15 protein-coding genes, 1 riboswitch and 1 other annotated feature are annotated in these 15,528 nt (G+C 44.5%); of the genes, 5 read left to right on the top strand and 10 right to left on the bottom strand.

The features are described from left to right. Positions 1-54: 54 nt before the first annotated feature. On the bottom strand, positions 55-1,440 hold the full coding sequence (gene cysS / locus FTW16_RS16500; RefSeq protein WP_019824320.1) for a cysteine--tRNA ligase: 1,386 nt from the start codon (positions 1,438-1,440) through the stop codon (positions 55-57). A 190-nt stretch (positions 1,441-1,630) separates the two neighbouring features. Between cysS and FTW16_RS16495 the strand changes: the two genes are divergently transcribed. From FTW16_RS16495 to FTW16_RS16480, 4 genes are all read left to right on the top strand, one after another. Beyond that, positions 1,631-2,125: a peptidylprolyl isomerase gene (locus FTW16_RS16495; RefSeq protein ID WP_017060275.1), complete on the top strand. Its 495-nt coding sequence runs from the start codon at positions 1,631-1,633 to the stop codon at positions 2,123-2,125. A 77-nt stretch (positions 2,126-2,202) separates the two neighbouring features. After that, positions 2,203-2,937 (top strand): UDP-2,3-diacylglucosamine diphosphatase, encoded by a 735-nt coding sequence (gene lpxH / locus FTW16_RS16490; RefSeq protein WP_146491861.1) that lies wholly within the window; start codon positions 2,203-2,205, stop codon positions 2,935-2,937. 123 nt (positions 2,938-3,060) lie between these two features. Then, positions 3,061-4,278 carry an EAL and HDOD domain-containing protein gene (locus FTW16_RS16485; RefSeq protein WP_061018955.1) on the top strand — a complete coding sequence of 406 codons (1,218 nt, stop codon included), beginning with the start codon at positions 3,061-3,063 and terminating at the stop codon, positions 4,276-4,278. Between the two features lie 127 nt (positions 4,279-4,405). Further along, positions 4,406-4,930 carry a YchJ family protein gene (locus tag FTW16_RS16480; RefSeq protein WP_146491860.1) on the top strand — a complete coding sequence of 175 codons (525 nt, stop codon included), beginning with the start codon at positions 4,406-4,408 and terminating at the stop codon, positions 4,928-4,930. 182 nt (positions 4,931-5,112) lie between these two features. Here FTW16_RS16480 and hisIE read toward each other — a convergent pair whose 3' ends face one another. The 9 genes from hisIE to FTW16_RS16435 form a co-directional block, all read right to left on the bottom strand. Continuing rightward, positions 5,113-5,763, bottom strand: a complete 651-nt coding sequence (gene hisIE, locus FTW16_RS16475) for a bifunctional phosphoribosyl-AMP cyclohydrolase/phosphoribosyl-ATP diphosphatase HisIE (RefSeq protein WP_146491859.1) — start codon at positions 5,761-5,763, stop codon at positions 5,113-5,115. Next, complete coding sequence (gene hisF, locus FTW16_RS16470; RefSeq protein WP_017060270.1) at positions 5,760-6,533, bottom strand: imidazole glycerol phosphate synthase subunit HisF; 774 nt, start codon at positions 6,531-6,533, stop codon at positions 5,760-5,762. The genes hisIE and hisF overlap by 4 nt, the downstream gene beginning before the upstream one ends. Then, positions 6,515-7,252 carry a 1-(5-phosphoribosyl)-5-[(5-phosphoribosylamino)methylideneamino]imidazole-4-carboxamide isomerase gene (hisA, locus tag FTW16_RS16465; protein ID WP_146491858.1) on the bottom strand — a complete coding sequence of 246 codons (738 nt, stop codon included), beginning with the start codon at positions 7,250-7,252 and terminating at the stop codon, positions 6,515-6,517. The genes hisF and hisA overlap by 19 nt, the downstream gene beginning before the upstream one ends. Before the next feature lie 43 nt (positions 7,253-7,295). Then, positions 7,296-7,910, bottom strand: coding sequence for an imidazole glycerol phosphate synthase subunit HisH (gene hisH, locus FTW16_RS16460; protein ID WP_008223538.1), 615 nt, complete (start codon positions 7,908-7,910; stop codon positions 7,296-7,298). 24 nt (positions 7,911-7,934) lie between these two features. Then, positions 7,935-9,023: a bifunctional histidinol-phosphatase/imidazoleglycerol-phosphate dehydratase HisB gene (gene hisB, locus FTW16_RS16455; RefSeq protein ID WP_146491857.1), complete on the bottom strand. Its 1,089-nt coding sequence runs from the start codon at positions 9,021-9,023 to the stop codon at positions 7,935-7,937. 131 nt (positions 9,024-9,154) lie between these two features. Continuing rightward, positions 9,155-10,195 (bottom strand): histidinol-phosphate transaminase, encoded by a 1,041-nt coding sequence (hisC, locus tag FTW16_RS16450; protein ID WP_146491856.1) that lies wholly within the window; start codon positions 10,193-10,195, stop codon positions 9,155-9,157. 9 nt (positions 10,196-10,204) lie between these two features. Beyond that, a complete protein-coding gene (gene hisD / locus FTW16_RS16445) occupies positions 10,205-11,506 on the bottom strand; it encodes a histidinol dehydrogenase (protein ID WP_146491855.1) in 1,302 nt (433 codons plus the stop codon). Further along, entirely contained in the window at positions 11,506-12,402 is an 897-nt protein-coding gene (gene hisG / locus FTW16_RS16440) for an ATP phosphoribosyltransferase (protein ID WP_048617711.1), read from the bottom strand. The genes hisD and hisG overlap by 1 nt, the downstream gene beginning before the upstream one ends. A 53-nt stretch (positions 12,403-12,455) precedes the next feature. Continuing rightward, positions 12,456-12,591: a sequence feature (His leader region), on the bottom strand. 190 nt (positions 12,592-12,781) lie between these two features. Further along, positions 12,782-14,374: a Na+/H+ antiporter NhaC family protein gene (locus FTW16_RS16435; RefSeq protein ID WP_146491854.1), complete on the bottom strand. Its 1,593-nt coding sequence runs from the start codon at positions 14,372-14,374 to the stop codon at positions 12,782-12,784. A gap of 112 nt (positions 14,375-14,486) precedes the next feature. Beyond that, positions 14,487-14,664, bottom strand: a riboswitch (Lysine riboswitch). A gap of 364 nt (positions 14,665-15,028) precedes the next feature. On the opposite strand from FTW16_RS16435, the gene FTW16_RS16430 reads away from it, so the two are divergent. Next, positions 15,029-15,439, top strand: coding sequence for an H-NS family nucleoid-associated regulatory protein (locus FTW16_RS16430; RefSeq protein ID WP_017060262.1), 411 nt, complete (start codon positions 15,029-15,031; stop codon positions 15,437-15,439). Positions 15,440-15,528: the final 89 nt, after the last annotated feature.

The raw sequence follows: 15,528 nt of genomic DNA, 5'->3' as shown, positions 1-15,528 counted from the left end.
AATAGAGAATTCGTGCTAGAAAAAAGGGCTGAAAATCAGCCCTTTTTATAAGATTTACTTACGACGCCAAGTCGTACCTTCTGGGCCATCTTCCAGAACAATACCCAACTCGTTTAGCTTGTCACGTGCAAGATCGGCGTTTGCCCAATCCTTTGAAGCACGAGAGTCGTTACGCAGTTTGATCAACGCTTCGATTTCAGCCACTTCATCGTCATTACCTGCCGCATCACCTTGTAGGAAGGCTTCTGGCTCTTGGTGAAGAATACCGATGATGTCTGCTAGTTCACGCATCAATGCACCAAGTCCACTCGCTTTTTCGATGCTTTCAGGCTTGATACGGTTGATTTCACGAGCCATTTCAAACAGTACTGAATAAGCTTCAGGCGTGTTGAAATCGTCGTTCATCGCTGTAGAGAATCGAGTCACGTACTCTTCGCCACCAGCAGGAGCTGCTGTAAGGTCTAGGCCACGAAGTGACGTGTATAGACGCTCTAGTGATGCGCGAGCTTGGTTTAGGTTATCTTCGCTGTAATTTAGCTGGCTACGGTAGTGACCAGACATAAGGAAGTAACGTACCGTTTCAGCATCGTAATGTGCTAGCACATCACGAATAGTGAAGAAGTTACCAAGTGACTTAGACATCTTCTCTTTGTCTACCATCACCATACCGCTGTGCATCCAAGTATTTACATACTGAGTGCCGTGAGCGCAGCAAGACTGTGCGATTTCGTTCTCGTGGTGAGGGAACTGTAGATCTGAACCACCACCGTGGATATCAAAGTGGTTACCAAGAATAGATGAATTCATTGCTGAACATTCGATGTGCCAACCTGGACGACCCGGACCCCATGGCGATTCCCATGTAGGTTCACCAGGCTTAGACATCTTCCAAAGAACGAAGTCTAATGGGCTACGTTTTGCAGATTCAATATCAACTCGAGCACCCGCTTGAAGCTGATCAAGGTCTTGCTTAGAAAGCTTGCCGTATTCGTCGAATTTCTTTACTTCGAACATCACGTCGCCGTTGCTTGCAACGTAAGCGAAACCACGTTCAATCAGCTTTTCAACAAGCTCGATGATTTCAGTGATGTATTCTGTAGCACGAGGCTCAACGTCAGGACGTTTCATGTTCAATGCATCAAAGTCTGCGTGCATTTCACCGATTAAACGCTCAGTCAGAGAGTCACAAGACTCACCGTTTTCGTTAGCGCGTTTGATGATTTTATCATCGATATCTGTGATGTTACGAACGAAGTTCAAATCGTAGCCAAGGTAACGAAGGTAGCGAGTTACTACGTCGAAAGAAACGAACGTACGACCATGACCAATATGACAGAGATCGTATATGGTTACCCCACAGACATACATACCGACTTTGCCAGCTGTAATTGGTTTGAATTCCTCTTTCTGTCTTGTGAGCGTGTTATATATCTTCAGCATGATCTCTATCTATTTTATGGATTAATCAAAAATAAGCTCGCAGTATAACAAGTCATACCTTAATAGGTAATACCTTTCACCACCAAATCGGCTAAACTCCTTGTTATCTATTGACGATTTCGTATTTTGAAACTCAATCAAACTAGGCTAGAATCGCTTTTCATATTAAAAAGACAGTAAGGTAACAATCATGATCATCCTTCACACAAATTTTGGTGACATCAAAGTTCAACTTAATGAAGAAAAAGCACCAGAAACAAGCGCAAACTTTCTACAGTATTGCCGTGACGGTTTCTACGACAACACACTATTCCACCGTGTTATCGATGGTTTCATGATTCAAGGCGGCGGCATGACTTCTGGCCTTAAAGAAAAAGCGACTCGTGCAACGATCAAGAACGAAGCAAACAACGGTCTTGCGAACAAAGTTGGTACGCTAGCAATGGCTCGTACTATGGAACCGCATTCAGCGAGCTCTCAGTTCTTCATCAACGTTAACGACAACTCTTTCCTAAACTTCCGTAGCGAAAGCCTAGACGGTTGGGGTTACTGTGTATTCGCAGAAGTTGTTGAAGGCATGGACATCGTAAACAAGATTAAAGGTGTTAGCACTGGTTCTATGGGTATGCACCAAGACGTACCTCTAGAAGAAGTGATCATCACTGGTACTACAATCGAAGCTTAATTCATCGCTTTCGGTTAGTATTGATGAGCCGATAAAATCAGGATATAGGGAGCGAATCGCTCCCTTTTTTTAGACCTATGAAAACATATTTTATATCAGACTTGCACCTTGCTCCGTCACGACAAGACATCACAGACTGCTTCTTAACCTTTATGAGGAAGGAAGCCATCGAAGCAGATGCACTATACGTGCTAGGCGACCTTTTCGAATTCTGGATTGGTGACGACGACAAGAGTGAGTTCGCGACTTCTATTCGCCAAGCGTTTATCGATTTGGTGAAAACAGGCGTACCTTGTTACTTCACTCAAGGGAACCGTGATTTCCTTGTCGGTAAAAAATTTGCCAAGCAAACGGGCGTTCAACTTCTCGACGAAGTATCGACAATCGATATCTACGGGCAAAAAGCAGTGGTGTTGCATGGTGATACGCTATGTACTGAAGATGTAAAGTACCTCGCCTTTCGCGAAAAAGTGCATCAGCCATGGTTACAATGGGTATTCAATCGAATTCCATTTTTCATCAAGAAGAAAATTGTTTCGAAGGTTCAATCTGATATCAAAGATGACAAGCAGACCAAGTCTCTCGACATCATGGATGTGACACAGCAAGAAGTTGAAGATGTGATGGAACGAAACAATGTCGCTCTGATGATCCACGGTCATACTCATCGTCCAGACATCCACACATTCAGTGCCAATAATTGCACTAAAACCCGTATCGTACTTGGCGATTGGTATACGCAAGGTTCCGTGCTGGTGTTCACGCCGCAAAGTTTTGAACTACAGAATCGAGCGTTTAGCAATAGCTTTTAACGTCACTCTTAAACTTTCAGTTTGATTATTATTGTCGGTCAGACTTTCTTAGAAAGTGTATGGTAATTTCTACTGAATTAGCTATTATCTCTCTACCAGAAATAAACCGAACACAGTACCAAGTTGAAATATTCATACGTAGCGCGTCAACCAATACTCGATACAGGCAAGAAAACCATAGGTTACGAGTTGCTATTCAGGGACGGTCCTAAGAACACTTTCCCTGAAGTAGAGCCGGAGCTCGCTACTAGCCGTTTGCTTTCCGATCACTTCTTATCAACTCACTATAATACGTTGGGTGATAAGCTTGGGTTCGTAAACTTCCCTTACGCAAGCCTAATCAACTTAGTCCCTACTCTGTTCCCCAAAGAAAGCCTCGTTGTAGAGGTTCTTGAAGACTGCGAACCAACAGACGAATTACTTGAAGCAATCAAAACAATCTATGACGCGGGTTACACGATCGCGTTAGACGATTTTGTGCCAAGTAAAGCTTGGAAACGCTTCTTACCCTTCGTTTCGATTATCAAGTTTGATATCCGTTTGACTCCAATTGCCAAAGCGGCGATGTTTATGAACTCTCTCAAAGGGCTAGATATCACGTTCCTTGCCGAAAAAGTAGAGACATACGAAGAATACCAAGAAGCGAAGAAAGCCGGCTTTACCTACTTTCAAGGTTACTTCTTTAGCAAACCAGAGATGATCCAAACCCGTGCGCTCAATCCTGCATTTCTGACTACCGTTCAACTGTTAAAAGAGATTGCACACGACCCTATCGATTTTGGTGAAGTAGAGCGTTTAATTACGCTTGATGTGACCATGTCGTATAAGCTGCTTACGTACGTAAACTCCGCAGGAGGATCAGCAACGACAATTCGTTCATTCCGCCAAGCGCTTATTTACCTAGGTGAACAGAAGCTACGTAAGTTCGTTTCACTAGTGGCTATCGCATCCGCGAAAGAAGATAAGCCCGACTCTCTTTATGGTTTAGCGGTAATACGCGCACGTCAGTGTGAACTCTTAGTCGAAAAGATGAATGTTAAGGTTGAGCCAGGACAAGCCTTTTTGACTGGTATGTTCTCTCTATTGGACTCACTCTTTGACCAACCATTGAAACAAGTACTCGATTCAGTGCCGATAGACGTAGAGATCAAACAAGCCTTAATTCAACGTAAAGGCGTGTTAGGTGCTGTATTGGCAATGGTCGTTGCTTATGAACAAGCTCGTTGGGATGAAGCGACTCGTATTCGCCAGCTTCTCAAACTGAGTGAAGCTCAACTTGGTCAAGCTTATGACGAAGCGACAACTTGGGCCCAAGAGCTATTGGCTCCAGCCCTGAAATAACATACTTCGTACTATAGCTTTAATAGTTTCAATAGAAACTAAGCTTTGGTGAGCGATCGTTTCTTGGTAAACTCCCACGTATTCATTTATGGCCTCTTAATAGAGGCCATTTTTACAGGACCTGACTATGTCTTTATGCCCATGCGGTAGCAACAATACTTACCAACAGTGCTGTGAATCAGCGCACCTTAACCACAGTGCCGTTGAAACACCAGAGCAATTAATGCGCTCTCGTTATTCAGCACACGTGCTGGGTTTGGTTGACTATGTTGTTGCGACTTACCACCCTAGCTGCAATGCAGAAGCACAAAGAAAAGGCATTGCCGAATCTATCGACAGTGACTGGGCAGGTTTAGAAGTCATCGATACCGCGGCAGGCTCGCACCAAGACGAAGGCTTTGTTGAATTTAAAGCTTACTTCAATGAAGACGGCGCGCAGTACTGTATGCAAGAGCGCTCGCGTTTCGTTCGTGAAGATGGTCTTTGGTACTACATTGATGGCACCTTCCCCGATCAAGAAAACGAACAAGAAGAAGCTGTACAACCAGAGATAGACCCTCGCTTAAACCAAACCGTTGAGAGCTTTAAGATCGGCCGCAACGACCCATGCATTTGTGGCAGTGGTAAGAAATATAAAAAGTGCTGCGGGTAACTCGTACATCTAGGAAGTCAGATTAATAGAAGAGATTCCTGATGTCGCTTAGGCTCCTCGGAATGACGAAGCCTAAAAGTGAAAATATATACTCAGGAGTTGAACGCTAAAAAGCCCCGTAAACGACAACGCTTACGGGGCTTTATCTATCTGTTACGTGGTTCGATTAATCCAAAGAGAGCTTACTTATGGCGCTCTTTTAATTTGTTCACCACATCGTTCATCGATAAGCCTTGGTCTTGAAGAAGAACCATTAGGTGGTAAATCAAATCTGCTGATTCACACACTAATTCCGCCTTATCGCCCGACGTCGCCGCAAGCGCGACTTCAACGCCTTCTTCGCCCACTTTTTGCGAAATACGCTTGGTGCCACGGGCATATAGGCTGGCAGTATAAGAAGACTCAGGGTCTGCGTCCTTGCGGGCAGCCAATAGCTGCTCAAGCTGATGAAGCCACACCATCTGAGACTCTTCTTGCTTGTCTCCATCCCAACACGTTGTTGTACCTGTGTGGCATGTTGGGCCAATGGGATTAACCTTAATCAGTAAAGTGTCGCTGTCACAGTCCAAGGCGATGTTTTGTAGTTGCAATACGTTGCCTGACGTTTCACCTTTCGTCCAAAGGCGCTCTTTTGTGCGAGAGAAAAACGTCACATTGCCAGTTTCACCTGTTTTCTCAAGTGCTGCTGGGTTCATGTATCCCATCATTAAAACTTGGCTCGATTGGTAATCTTGAACAATAGCTGGCACTAAGCCATCTACTTTTTCCCAGTTAATACGCTCTGACAATGCGCCTACTTCTGTTTTTGATAAGCTTGCGGTTTCAAAACTCATAGTCGCACCTCTACATCTTGTTGTTTTAAATACTGTTTAAGTTCACCAATATTGATGACTTGCTTGTGGAATACCGAAGCTGCTAACGCCCCATCCACGTTGGTCTTCTTATAGGCTTCAGCAAAGTGTTCCATTGCACCCGCGCCACCAGAGGCAATCAACGGCACATTACACACTTCACGCACCATGTTTAGCTGATCGATGTCATAGCCGTTACGAACGCCATCTTGGTTCATCATGTTTAACACAATCTCACCTGCGCCACGTTTCTGTACTTCCTGCACCCAATCTTTGGTTTCCCATTTGGTTGCTTTAGTACGCGCCTCATCGCCAGTGAATTGGTAAACCTGATATTTACCGGTTTCTTTATCGAAGTATGAATCGATACCGACAACGATACACTGCACGCCAAACTTATCAGCAAGGTCAGTGATCAGTTGTGGATTAGCCAATGCCGGTGAGTTAATAGACACTTTATCCGCACCAAACTCAAGAATGCGCGCTGCATCTTCTGCAGATTTAATACCACCAGCCACACAGAAAGGAATATCGATCACTTCTGCTACGCGTTTTACCCAGCTCTTATCAACCACGCGACCGTCACTTGATGCGGTGATGTCATAAAATACCAGCTCATCGGCGCCCTCTTCTGCATAGCGTTGTGCTAGCGGAACGATGTCACCAATAATTTCATGGTTACGGAACTGAACGCCCTTAACCACTTGTCCATCACGGACATCCAAACAAGGGATTATTCGCTTTGCCAACATGCAAATGCCTCCTCTGCGGTAAACTTGCCATCAAGTAGCGCGCGACCCACAATCACACCAGCCACACCGCTACCTTTTAGAGCTTCGATGTCTGCTAGGCTGCCAATGCCGCCCGATGATTGGAATTGCACTTGTGGGTACTGCTTACAAAGATCAACATAGAGCTCTACGTTTGATCCTTCTAGCGTACCGTCACGTGAAATATCGGTACACAGAACGTGTTTAAGGCCAACCGTGAGGTAGTCTTCAATTAGCGCTTCAATGGTCACGCCTGAATCTTCTTGCCAACCTGAAATCGCGACTTTACGTGTACCGCTTTCGTCAATGTTGATGTCCAGAGCAAGCACGATTTTTTCCGCGCCGTATTTCTCCATCCAGCCTTTCACCAACTCAGGTTGTTTTACTGCTGTAGAACCAACCACAACACGCTGTGCACCCGCTTCTAGCAGATCAACGACATCTTGTTCGTTACGCACGCCACCACCAATCTGGATATTGGCAGGCGTGCTAGCCAGTAGCTTAGCAATCAAGTTTAACTGACGAGCCGTTGTGTCTTTTGCACCCGTTAAGTCAACGAGGTGAAGCCAACCAGCACCAGCTTGGTGGTACAGGTTAAACTGCTCTGCTGGGTCTACTTTGTATTCTGTTACTTGCCCGTAATCACCTTGGAATAAGCGAACTACTTGGCCTTCAATTAAATCTAACGCGGGAATAATCATTTACATTCCTTATATGGCAACGTTAGCCGCTGCCTAATCCTTATTACAATTCCAAGAAGTTCTGAATCAGCTTAGAGCCAGCTTTTGACGAACGCTCCGGGTGGAACTGAACACCATAATAATTGCCACTTTGCACCGCTGCAGTGAACGGATTACCGTAATCACATTGTGCGATTGTGTAGTCACCCACTGGCATTGCGAAGCTGTGAACGAAATAGAAGTACTCGCCTTCTTCAATGTCTTTAAACAAAGGGTGATTCGGTGTTGCCGTTACAGTGTTCCAACCCATGTGTGGTAATGGCAAGTCGCCCGTTTCAAGTAAACGAACTTCACCATCACACAAACCTAAGCATTCAACTAACTCGTCAGCCTTTTGGCCTTTCTCTTGAGACAGTTTGCCTAACAGTTGCATACCTAAACAGATACCTAGCAGAGGCTTCTCTACTTGCTTCACAAGGCTAACAAGGTCGCGCTCTTGTAGGTTCTTCATTGCCTCACTTGCTGTGCCTACACCCGGTAGGAAAAGCTTGTCGGCGGCAAGGACGACTTCTGGTTCTTTTGAAATCTCAACTGCGTAACCCAAACGTTCAATGGCAAATTTCACCGAAGAAACGTTGGCACACCCAGTATCAATAATGACGACTTTTTGATCTTTCATTGTTTTTCCTTGCTAACGTTAGCCTTACAAGACGCCTTTGCTGCTTGGTAACTCATTACCTTCAACTTTGATTGCTTGGCGAAGAGTACGACCAAACGCTTTAAACAGGCTCTCAATGATGTGGTGATCATTATTACCATTAGAAGAAAGGTGTAGCGTACAAGCTAGTGTGTCGGTTAGAGATCGGAAGAAGTGAACCACCATCTCGGTTGAAAAATCACCCACTTGCTCACGGCTGAACTTAGCATCGAATTTCAGGTATGGACGACCAGAAAGGTCTAGCGCACACTGAGCCAAACACTCGTCCATTGGCAGGCTAAAACCAAAACGGCCGATACCACGCTTGTCACCTAGTGCATCTTTCAATGCTTGGCCTAAAGCCAGAGCGGTATCTTCTACTGTGTGGTGATCATCAATGTGCAGGTCGCCCTTCACAGTCAGGTTCATTTGGAAGCCACCGTGTGTCGCGATTTGGTCAAGCATGTGGTCGAAAAAGCCCATGCCTGTATCGATCTTGTTGCCACCAGTTTCATCAAGGTTTACTGCCACCTTGATATCTGTTTCTTTAGTAGTACGAACTACCTCGGCAATACGCGCATTAACCGTCAGATCTTTAACGATTTGTGGCCAGTTAAGCGTGCCTTCAGTTTCCGCATCTGGGCCATATTGGATACCGCGGATAGCCATGTTTTCAGCCAGTTGAAGATCCGTCATTCGATCGCCAATCACAACAGAGTGTTGGAAGTCGACTTTACCGCCTTGTAGATACTCTTTAACCATACCCAGTTTAGGCTTGCGGCAAGAGCAATTGTCTTCGTCAAAGTGAGGGCAAATAAGGACTTCATCAAACTTAACACCCTGAGATTCAAAGAACTCCATCATCATATTGTGCGGAGCATCGAACTCTTCTTGTGGGTAGCTATCTGTGCCTAGACCATCTTGATTCGTTACCATCACCAAGCGGTAACCAGCATCTTGCAGTGCAAGTAGGCTAGGAATCACTAGCGGTTCGAATTTTAGCTTGTCTAAACGGTCTACTTGAAAGTCAACTGGCGGCTCAACAATTAAGGTGCCGTCACGGTCTATAAAAAGTATTTTCTGTTGTTTACTCACTTGAACTTCCTTTTAATTTTAAATCTGGTGGCCTAGCTAAAATCAAACGCTAACCCAAAATATTGGTTTCACTTGCCAGCCTGCAATTAATCAACTCAAACTGGCAAATGTTATTACTGGTAAGCCTTTCGTTACTGATAAAAGTTACGAATGAATCCAAGTGTCTTTTCGCACTCTTCGCGGTTACCAATACTAATACGAACACAGTCTTCAATTGGTGAATTACGCAAGATGATGCCCGTATCCCAAGCCGCTTTAAACAACTCATCGCCGTTCGGGAATTTAACCAGTAAGTAGTTACCCCAACCATCAAATACCGTCACTTGAGGCATGCTTAATAGACCCGCTTGCAAATACGCTCGGTTAGCACTTAAATCCAGAACTTGGAACTTAGCTCGCGCTAGTCCTTGTTCTGAAAGTGCTTGAACGGCTATGTCAGCAACAGGGATTGGCACAGGATAAGGAGCAATCACTTTCAACAGCACATCGATAAGCTCTTTATTCGCTAGCGTAAAACCACAACGTAAACCCGCTAAAGCAAAAGCCTTCGACAAGGTGCGCAGGATCGCTAGGTTTGGATATTGCTCAAGCAAATCAACGGTTGACGCTTCTGGACAAAAATCGATATACGCTTCATCCATCACCACAATCGCTTTGTCTTGTGTCATTTCAAGCAGCTTGATGATGTCTTTACGATCAACCAAATTACCGGTTGGGTTATTTGGACTACAAACAAAGACCACTTTTACGTTGTCGAGTTGAGCTTCAATCGCTGGAAGATCCAATTGCCATTCAGAAGTCAGAGGCACAACTTTACGCTCAACACCAATCGTCTCTGCACTGATTGCGTACATACCGTAAGTGGGTGGGCAGTAAAGAATAGCGTCTTCGTTCGGCTCACAGAAAGCACGAATCAGTAATTCAATGCCTTCGTCAGCACCACGCGTTGTCAGTGTTTGCTCTGATTTCACACCAGCGTATTGGGCGTAAGCGTCAATCAGCTCTTTTGGCTGACACTCGCTGTAGCGGTTAAGACGAGACAAGTTCAGGTTGTACTCATTATCAAACGGAGATTCATTGGCGTTCAACCATACATCTCCGCTCCCACCAATGCGTCTTGCAGACAAGTAAGGTGTCAGAGCCTGAACTTGTTTTCTTGCTAACTTTTCCATGCCCTACCCTTATTTTGCTTTATTTAACTTTTCAATTCGAATGGTCACAGCGCGTTTGTGTGCATCCAAGCCTTCGGCTTCCGCCATTGTTACTACTGTTGGCGCTAGGCCTTTCAAACCATCAGCCGTTAGCTCTTGAACCGTCATTCGCTTAGAGAAATCAGCCAAACCTAGACTCGAATAAGTCTTGGTATAGCCGTAAGTCGGAAGAACGTGGTTTGTGCCTGATGCGTAGTCACCTGCAGATTCTGGAGACCAGTCACCAAGGAAAATTGAGCCTGCATTATCGAGTAATGGCAGCAATTCACGTGGATTCTTAGTTTGAACAATCAAGTGCTCAGGACCGTAGAAGTTCGAAATCGCAATCGCTTGAGTGATAGATTCAGCAATGATGATTAGGCTTGAAGCCAATGCTTGCTGAGCGATGTTCGCACGAGACAGTTCTTTCAGTTGCTTCTGAACCGCTTCTGTTACTTGGTCTGCAACCACTGGAGATGGTGTTACCAGTACAACCTGAGAATCAGGACCGTGCTCCGCTTGGCTCAACAAATCCGCAGCAATAAAGTCTGCATCTGCAGTTTCATCGGCAATCACTAACACTTCAGACGGGCCCGCAGGCATGTCAATCGCTGCGCCGCGGAAGTCATTGCTTACTTGACGTTTCGCTTCCGTTACATAGGCATTACCCGGGCCGAAGATCTTGTCGACCTTAGCCACGCTCTCGGTACCGTAAGCCATTGCAGCCACCGCTTGACCACCACCAACGTTGTATACCTCGTCGATCTTACAAAGCTTGGCGACATACAAGATTTCATCAGCGATTGGCGGAGGTGAACAAAGCACAACCTTACGACAACCTGCGATTTGAGCTGGAACACCTAACATAAGAACCGTTGACGGAAGTGGCGCACTGCCACCTGGAATATAAAGGCCAACAGTATTAATGGCGCGCGTCACTTGCTCACACACAACACCAGGCTGTGTCTCAACCTTAATTGGCTGTGGCTTTTGAGCTTCGTGAAACTTAGCAATATTGCTATAAGCTTGCTCTAACGCTTGTTTCATCTCTGGTGTTAGACGAGCACACGCCTCTTCGATCTCACCCGAGCTGACACGGATAGACTCTGGAGTCACACCATCAAACTTTGCAGTCAGCTCTCTAAGCGCGGCATCGCCTTCATTTCGTACTTTTGCAATCACATCAGAAACAGTCGCTGTGATGTTTGCACCTTCAGTAATAGCTGGACGCTCTAATACCGAGTCTTGCTGTGATTCACTTAAAGATTGCCAAACAACGGTTCTCATCGTCACTACCCCATCATTTTTTCGATTGGTAATACTAGAATCGAGCTAGCACCCAACTCTTTCAGCTGTTCCATTGTTTCCCAGAACAAGTTCTCTGTACTTACTAGGTGAACGGCAACTTTGTCTTTGTCTGTAGATAGTGGAAGAACAGTCGGATCTTCAGCACCGGGTAATAGTGCTTTGATTTGCTCTAGCTGAGATGTTGGCGCGTGAAGCATGATGTACTTCGACTCTTTCGCTTGTTGAACACCCTGCATACGAGTCAGTAGTTTTTCAATCAATGCGGTTTTGTCTGCGTCGAACTCACCAACACGTTGAATCAGTGTTGCTTTAGATTGGAAGATAGCTTCTGCTTCTTTTAGGCCGTTTGCTTCTAGCGTTGCACCTGTAGAAACTAAATCTGCGATAGCGTCTGCTAGACCTGCACGAGGGGCAACTTCAACCGAACCTGTTAGCATACAAGTGCTGAATTCAACACCCTGCTCATCCATGTAGGCTTTTAGTAGTTGTGGGTAAGTTGTCGCAATACGTTTGCCCGCGAGATCTTGTGGGCCGTTGTATACTTCATCTTTGTTGATTGCGATAGAAAGGCGGCAACCACCGAAATCTAAACGACGTAGTGTGCGAAACTCTGATGGCTCTTTTAGAGCAACACGGTCTAGGCGAACTTCTTCTAGTTCATTTTCACCGATAAAACCAAGGTCAACCACACCATCCATGATAAGACCTGGGATGTCATCATCACGAACTAATAACAAGTCGATTGGCATATTTAATGAATGAACAACTAGGCGCTCACCCATGATGTTAAATTTAACACCACATTTTTTAAGTAGATCTTGGCACTCTTTACTTAAGCGACCTTTCTTTTGAATTGCGATTCTTAGGCGTTGTGTCTGCATTGCTGTATCCCTGTGCAAATATTTGAATTTATTGATTATTTAAAAGCGCTAAAACTAAAAAACCCTCGGAAGACTTTGTCATCCCGAGGGTTTAAATCTAAATTCTTTGACTTAACCTCCGGGAGAATTCTTGCTCCCGGGTATACGTAAATCTCCCCGAAAGACTAGATAGGGTGATGATGGTGATGAATGTTCATTACTAATTTACGCATACTTATAAGCTCTTCAGTTGTTTGCTGTCTTGTCTCCACACTAACTAAGCTGAGATCCTTTTTCAACCATTTATTCGAACTTTTTTCACGAAACTTAAAATTAAATTAACAAGCACAAAAAAGGGAGGCTAACGCCTCCCTGATAGTTTACTGATTAGCTTTCAGTTTTAGCTTTTGCACGTCGCCATTTTACAGCGAGAGAAGTAAGCCAATGCAAAACATACAGCGACAAACGTTAGAGACGCTGCGCCAAATGCGATGCCAATTGAAGATGTCATACCTAGGGTAATGAAACCAATGCACGATACGAACGCCACAGACAGCGCGTATGGAAGCTGAGTCGATACGTGGTCAATATGGTTACAACGAGCACCAGTAGAAGACAGAATCGTTGTGTCTGAAATTGGAGAGCAGTGGTCACCAAATACAGAGCCCGCAAGAACCGCACTTAGCATCGGCAAAATTAGCGTGATGTCAGATGCTGCAGCCATGTCACCCGCAATAGGTAGCATGATACCGAACGTACCCCAAGATGTACCTGTCGAGAAAGCCATCAAACCAGCAAGAAGGAACAAGATAACTGGTAGCCAGTGGTAATCAATATTGCCCGTTGCTAAAGATGATAGGTACGAACCTGTTTTCATGTCGCCGATGACAGAGCCGATAGTCCAAGCGAACACAAGAATTAGGATAGCGCCAAACATAGAGCTTGCACCGATCCACATTGTTCTTGCGATGTCTGCCATAGACAGCTTTTGCTTAAATACAGTCGCTAGCGCCACAAGTAGACCGATGATGCCACCGTAAACAAGAGACTTACCTACATCCGTGTTTTCAAACGCACCTAGAAGGTTAAATGCTTGACCGTCAGCAGTAAGCGCTTGCCCACCTGTGTAAAGCATCGCGGCAACGGTCGCTACGATTAGCGATACGATTGGCATAACCAGATCAGAAACAGAACCATTCTCGCTCTCTTCGATATCTAGTTCTTCATTTAGATCATGCGCTTGCTTTTGATCGTTGTCGCCTTCAAAGCCACGGCCTTGAGATGCTTCGATCTCATGCTCACGCATTTTACCAACGTCTAGGCCGAACCATGCAACGGCAAACACCATTAACAGAGCGAATACAGCGTAGAAGTTCATTGGGATAAGACGAACGTAAGCACCCAGTGCAGAATACTCTGTCACACCGTGTGTCACTAAGATGCCACCAATGATAGTGATGATGTAAGCACCCCAGCTAGAAGCAGGCATGATCACACACATAGGAGCAGCCGTTGAATCTAGGATATAAGCAAGCTTAGCGCGAGATACGTAAAAACGGTCTGTTACAGGACGAGAGATGGCACCAACCGCTAGGCTGTTAAAGTAGTCATCAACAAAGATGAATACACCTAAGAAAGCAGCAAGTAGTTTTGAACCACGTTTGCTCTTAACGCGAGACTGTGCCCATTCAGCAAATGCGCGAGTACCGCCAGACAGTGTTAATAGTGCAGTTGTCATTCCAAGAATAATTAGGAATGCAATGATGCTCATATTCCAAGTGTTGATGCCACCATCTTCGATGAAAACACCCGATGCTTTAGTAAACACGTAGCTAGCTGCGTTACCTACTGAGTAATCAGCAAGTAGAATCGCACCCATAACAATACCGACACCCAAAGAAACCAATACACGTCGGGTAACAATAGCAAGAGTCAATGCAACCAAAGGAGGAAGCAGTGATAAAGGCGATGTTGCAAAATCTATTAAATTCATGATCTTCAAAAACCAGTTTTTTATTTGGCTAGAGATCTACTGCAGACAAACTTGATACGGCTGACCAAGTTCATGTTGAACTAAGCGAAAGGGAAGTGAACACTTCACCCAACCCTACAGTAGCGCTCCATAGTTTAAAATTAAGACTATGGCAGTGTTGTACCTATTGAGCACAACCCCAGCAAATTGCTTAGATATACAATTTACTTCGGCAATTACACCTTTCATTCCCGCTCATTGGCATCACCCCAACGGAAGTTACTTTTTATAATTGCACCTCTACGTGCGATAACATTATTAACCGTGTAAACCAGAGTTTAACAACAGATTAACCAAAGCCTCGCATCAGGTAGCCGCAATTGTACTCATGAAGAGCAACAATGCAACATATCATTCCGAGAAAAATAGCTTTTTGTTAATGAAGTAATCAATAACAGAATAGTCAACTCTGGTGAACTACTCCACCAGTCACATATCATTTTTTAAGAGAATCTTAATAATTATTATAAATTCGATAGGAATACAACGTTGAGTTTTCAACTATTCATCTCACTTTTATATTTTAATATGTAATAGAAGAAATACTATTTGTTTTATTCTTGGGCTCTGTTTATTATTAGGAGGATTATTTAGTTTACCTTGATGGAAAATATCATGTCTGAATTAACAAAAACTCTATTAAATATCCGTAGCCTTCGTGCGTTCTCACGTGAATTAACTCTTGAGCAACTTGAAGAAGCGCTAGACAAGCTAACTATTGTTGTACAAGAGCGTCAAGAGTCAGAAGCTGAAGAGCGTGCGGCTAAAGCAGAACAAGAAGCTAAACTTTCTGCTATTGCTGAACAAATTGCAAAAGACGGAATTGATGTTGCCGATCTTATTGCTGCACTTTCTGGTGAAGCAAAATCTAAAACAACAAAAGCTAAACGTGCTCCTCGCCCAGCGAAATACAAATATGTAGATGCGAACGGCGACGAGAAAACTTGGACAGGTCAAGGCCGTACGCCTTCAGCTATCCAAGAACAGCTAGATGCTGGTAAATCTCTAGAAGAATTTGCTATCTAAGTTAAGCGTTCAGTTTACTGAGTGGGTAATCAATTACACACTTAGCAATAGAATTAATATTTAAGTCGACCAAAGTATTATTTACGGCT

Origin of the sequence: Vibrio sp. T20 (assembly GCF_007858795.1) — a bacterium.
GTDB classification, from domain to species: Bacteria; Pseudomonadota; Gammaproteobacteria; order Enterobacterales; family Vibrionaceae; genus Vibrio; species Vibrio satsumensis.
Note: the sequence above shows the minus strand (reverse complement) of the source record. Positions and strands in the feature narration are given on the sequence as shown.

What these genes read in the sequence shown, in the direction of transcription:
- cysS (WP_019824320.1), bottom strand. Translation starts at nt 1,440, where the DNA reads ATGCTGAAGATATATAACACGCTCACAAGACAGAAAGAGGAATTCAAA.
- FTW16_RS16495 (WP_017060275.1), top strand. Translation starts at nt 1,631, where the DNA reads ATGATCATCCTTCACACAAATTTTGGTGACATCAAAGTTCAACTTAAT.
- lpxH (WP_146491861.1), top strand. Translation starts at nt 2,203, where the DNA reads ATGAAAACATATTTTATATCAGACTTGCACCTTGCTCCGTCACGACAA.
- FTW16_RS16480 (WP_146491860.1), top strand. Translation starts at nt 4,406, where the DNA reads ATGTCTTTATGCCCATGCGGTAGCAACAATACTTACCAACAGTGCTGT.
- hisIE (WP_146491859.1), bottom strand. Translation starts at nt 5,763, where the DNA reads ATGAGTTTTGAAACCGCAAGCTTATCAAAAACAGAAGTAGGCGCATTG.
- hisF (WP_017060270.1), bottom strand. Translation starts at nt 6,533, where the DNA reads ATGTTGGCAAAGCGAATAATCCCTTGTTTGGATGTCCGTGATGGACAA.
- hisA (WP_146491858.1), bottom strand. Translation starts at nt 7,252, where the DNA reads ATGATTATTCCCGCGTTAGATTTAATTGAAGGCCAAGTAGTTCGCTTA.
- hisH (WP_008223538.1), bottom strand. Translation starts at nt 7,910, where the DNA reads ATGAAAGATCAAAAAGTCGTCATTATTGATACTGGGTGTGCCAACGTT.
- hisC (WP_146491856.1), bottom strand. Translation starts at nt 10,195, where the DNA reads ATGGAAAAGTTAGCAAGAAAACAAGTTCAGGCTCTGACACCTTACTTG.
- hisG (WP_048617711.1), bottom strand. Translation starts at nt 12,402, where the DNA reads ATGCAGACACAACGCCTAAGAATCGCAATTCAAAAGAAAGGTCGCTTA.
- FTW16_RS16435 (WP_146491854.1), bottom strand. Translation starts at nt 14,374, where the DNA reads ATGAATTTAATAGATTTTGCAACATCGCCTTTATCACTGCTTCCTCCT.
- FTW16_RS16430 (WP_017060262.1), top strand. Translation starts at nt 15,029, where the DNA reads ATGTCTGAATTAACAAAAACTCTATTAAATATCCGTAGCCTTCGTGCG.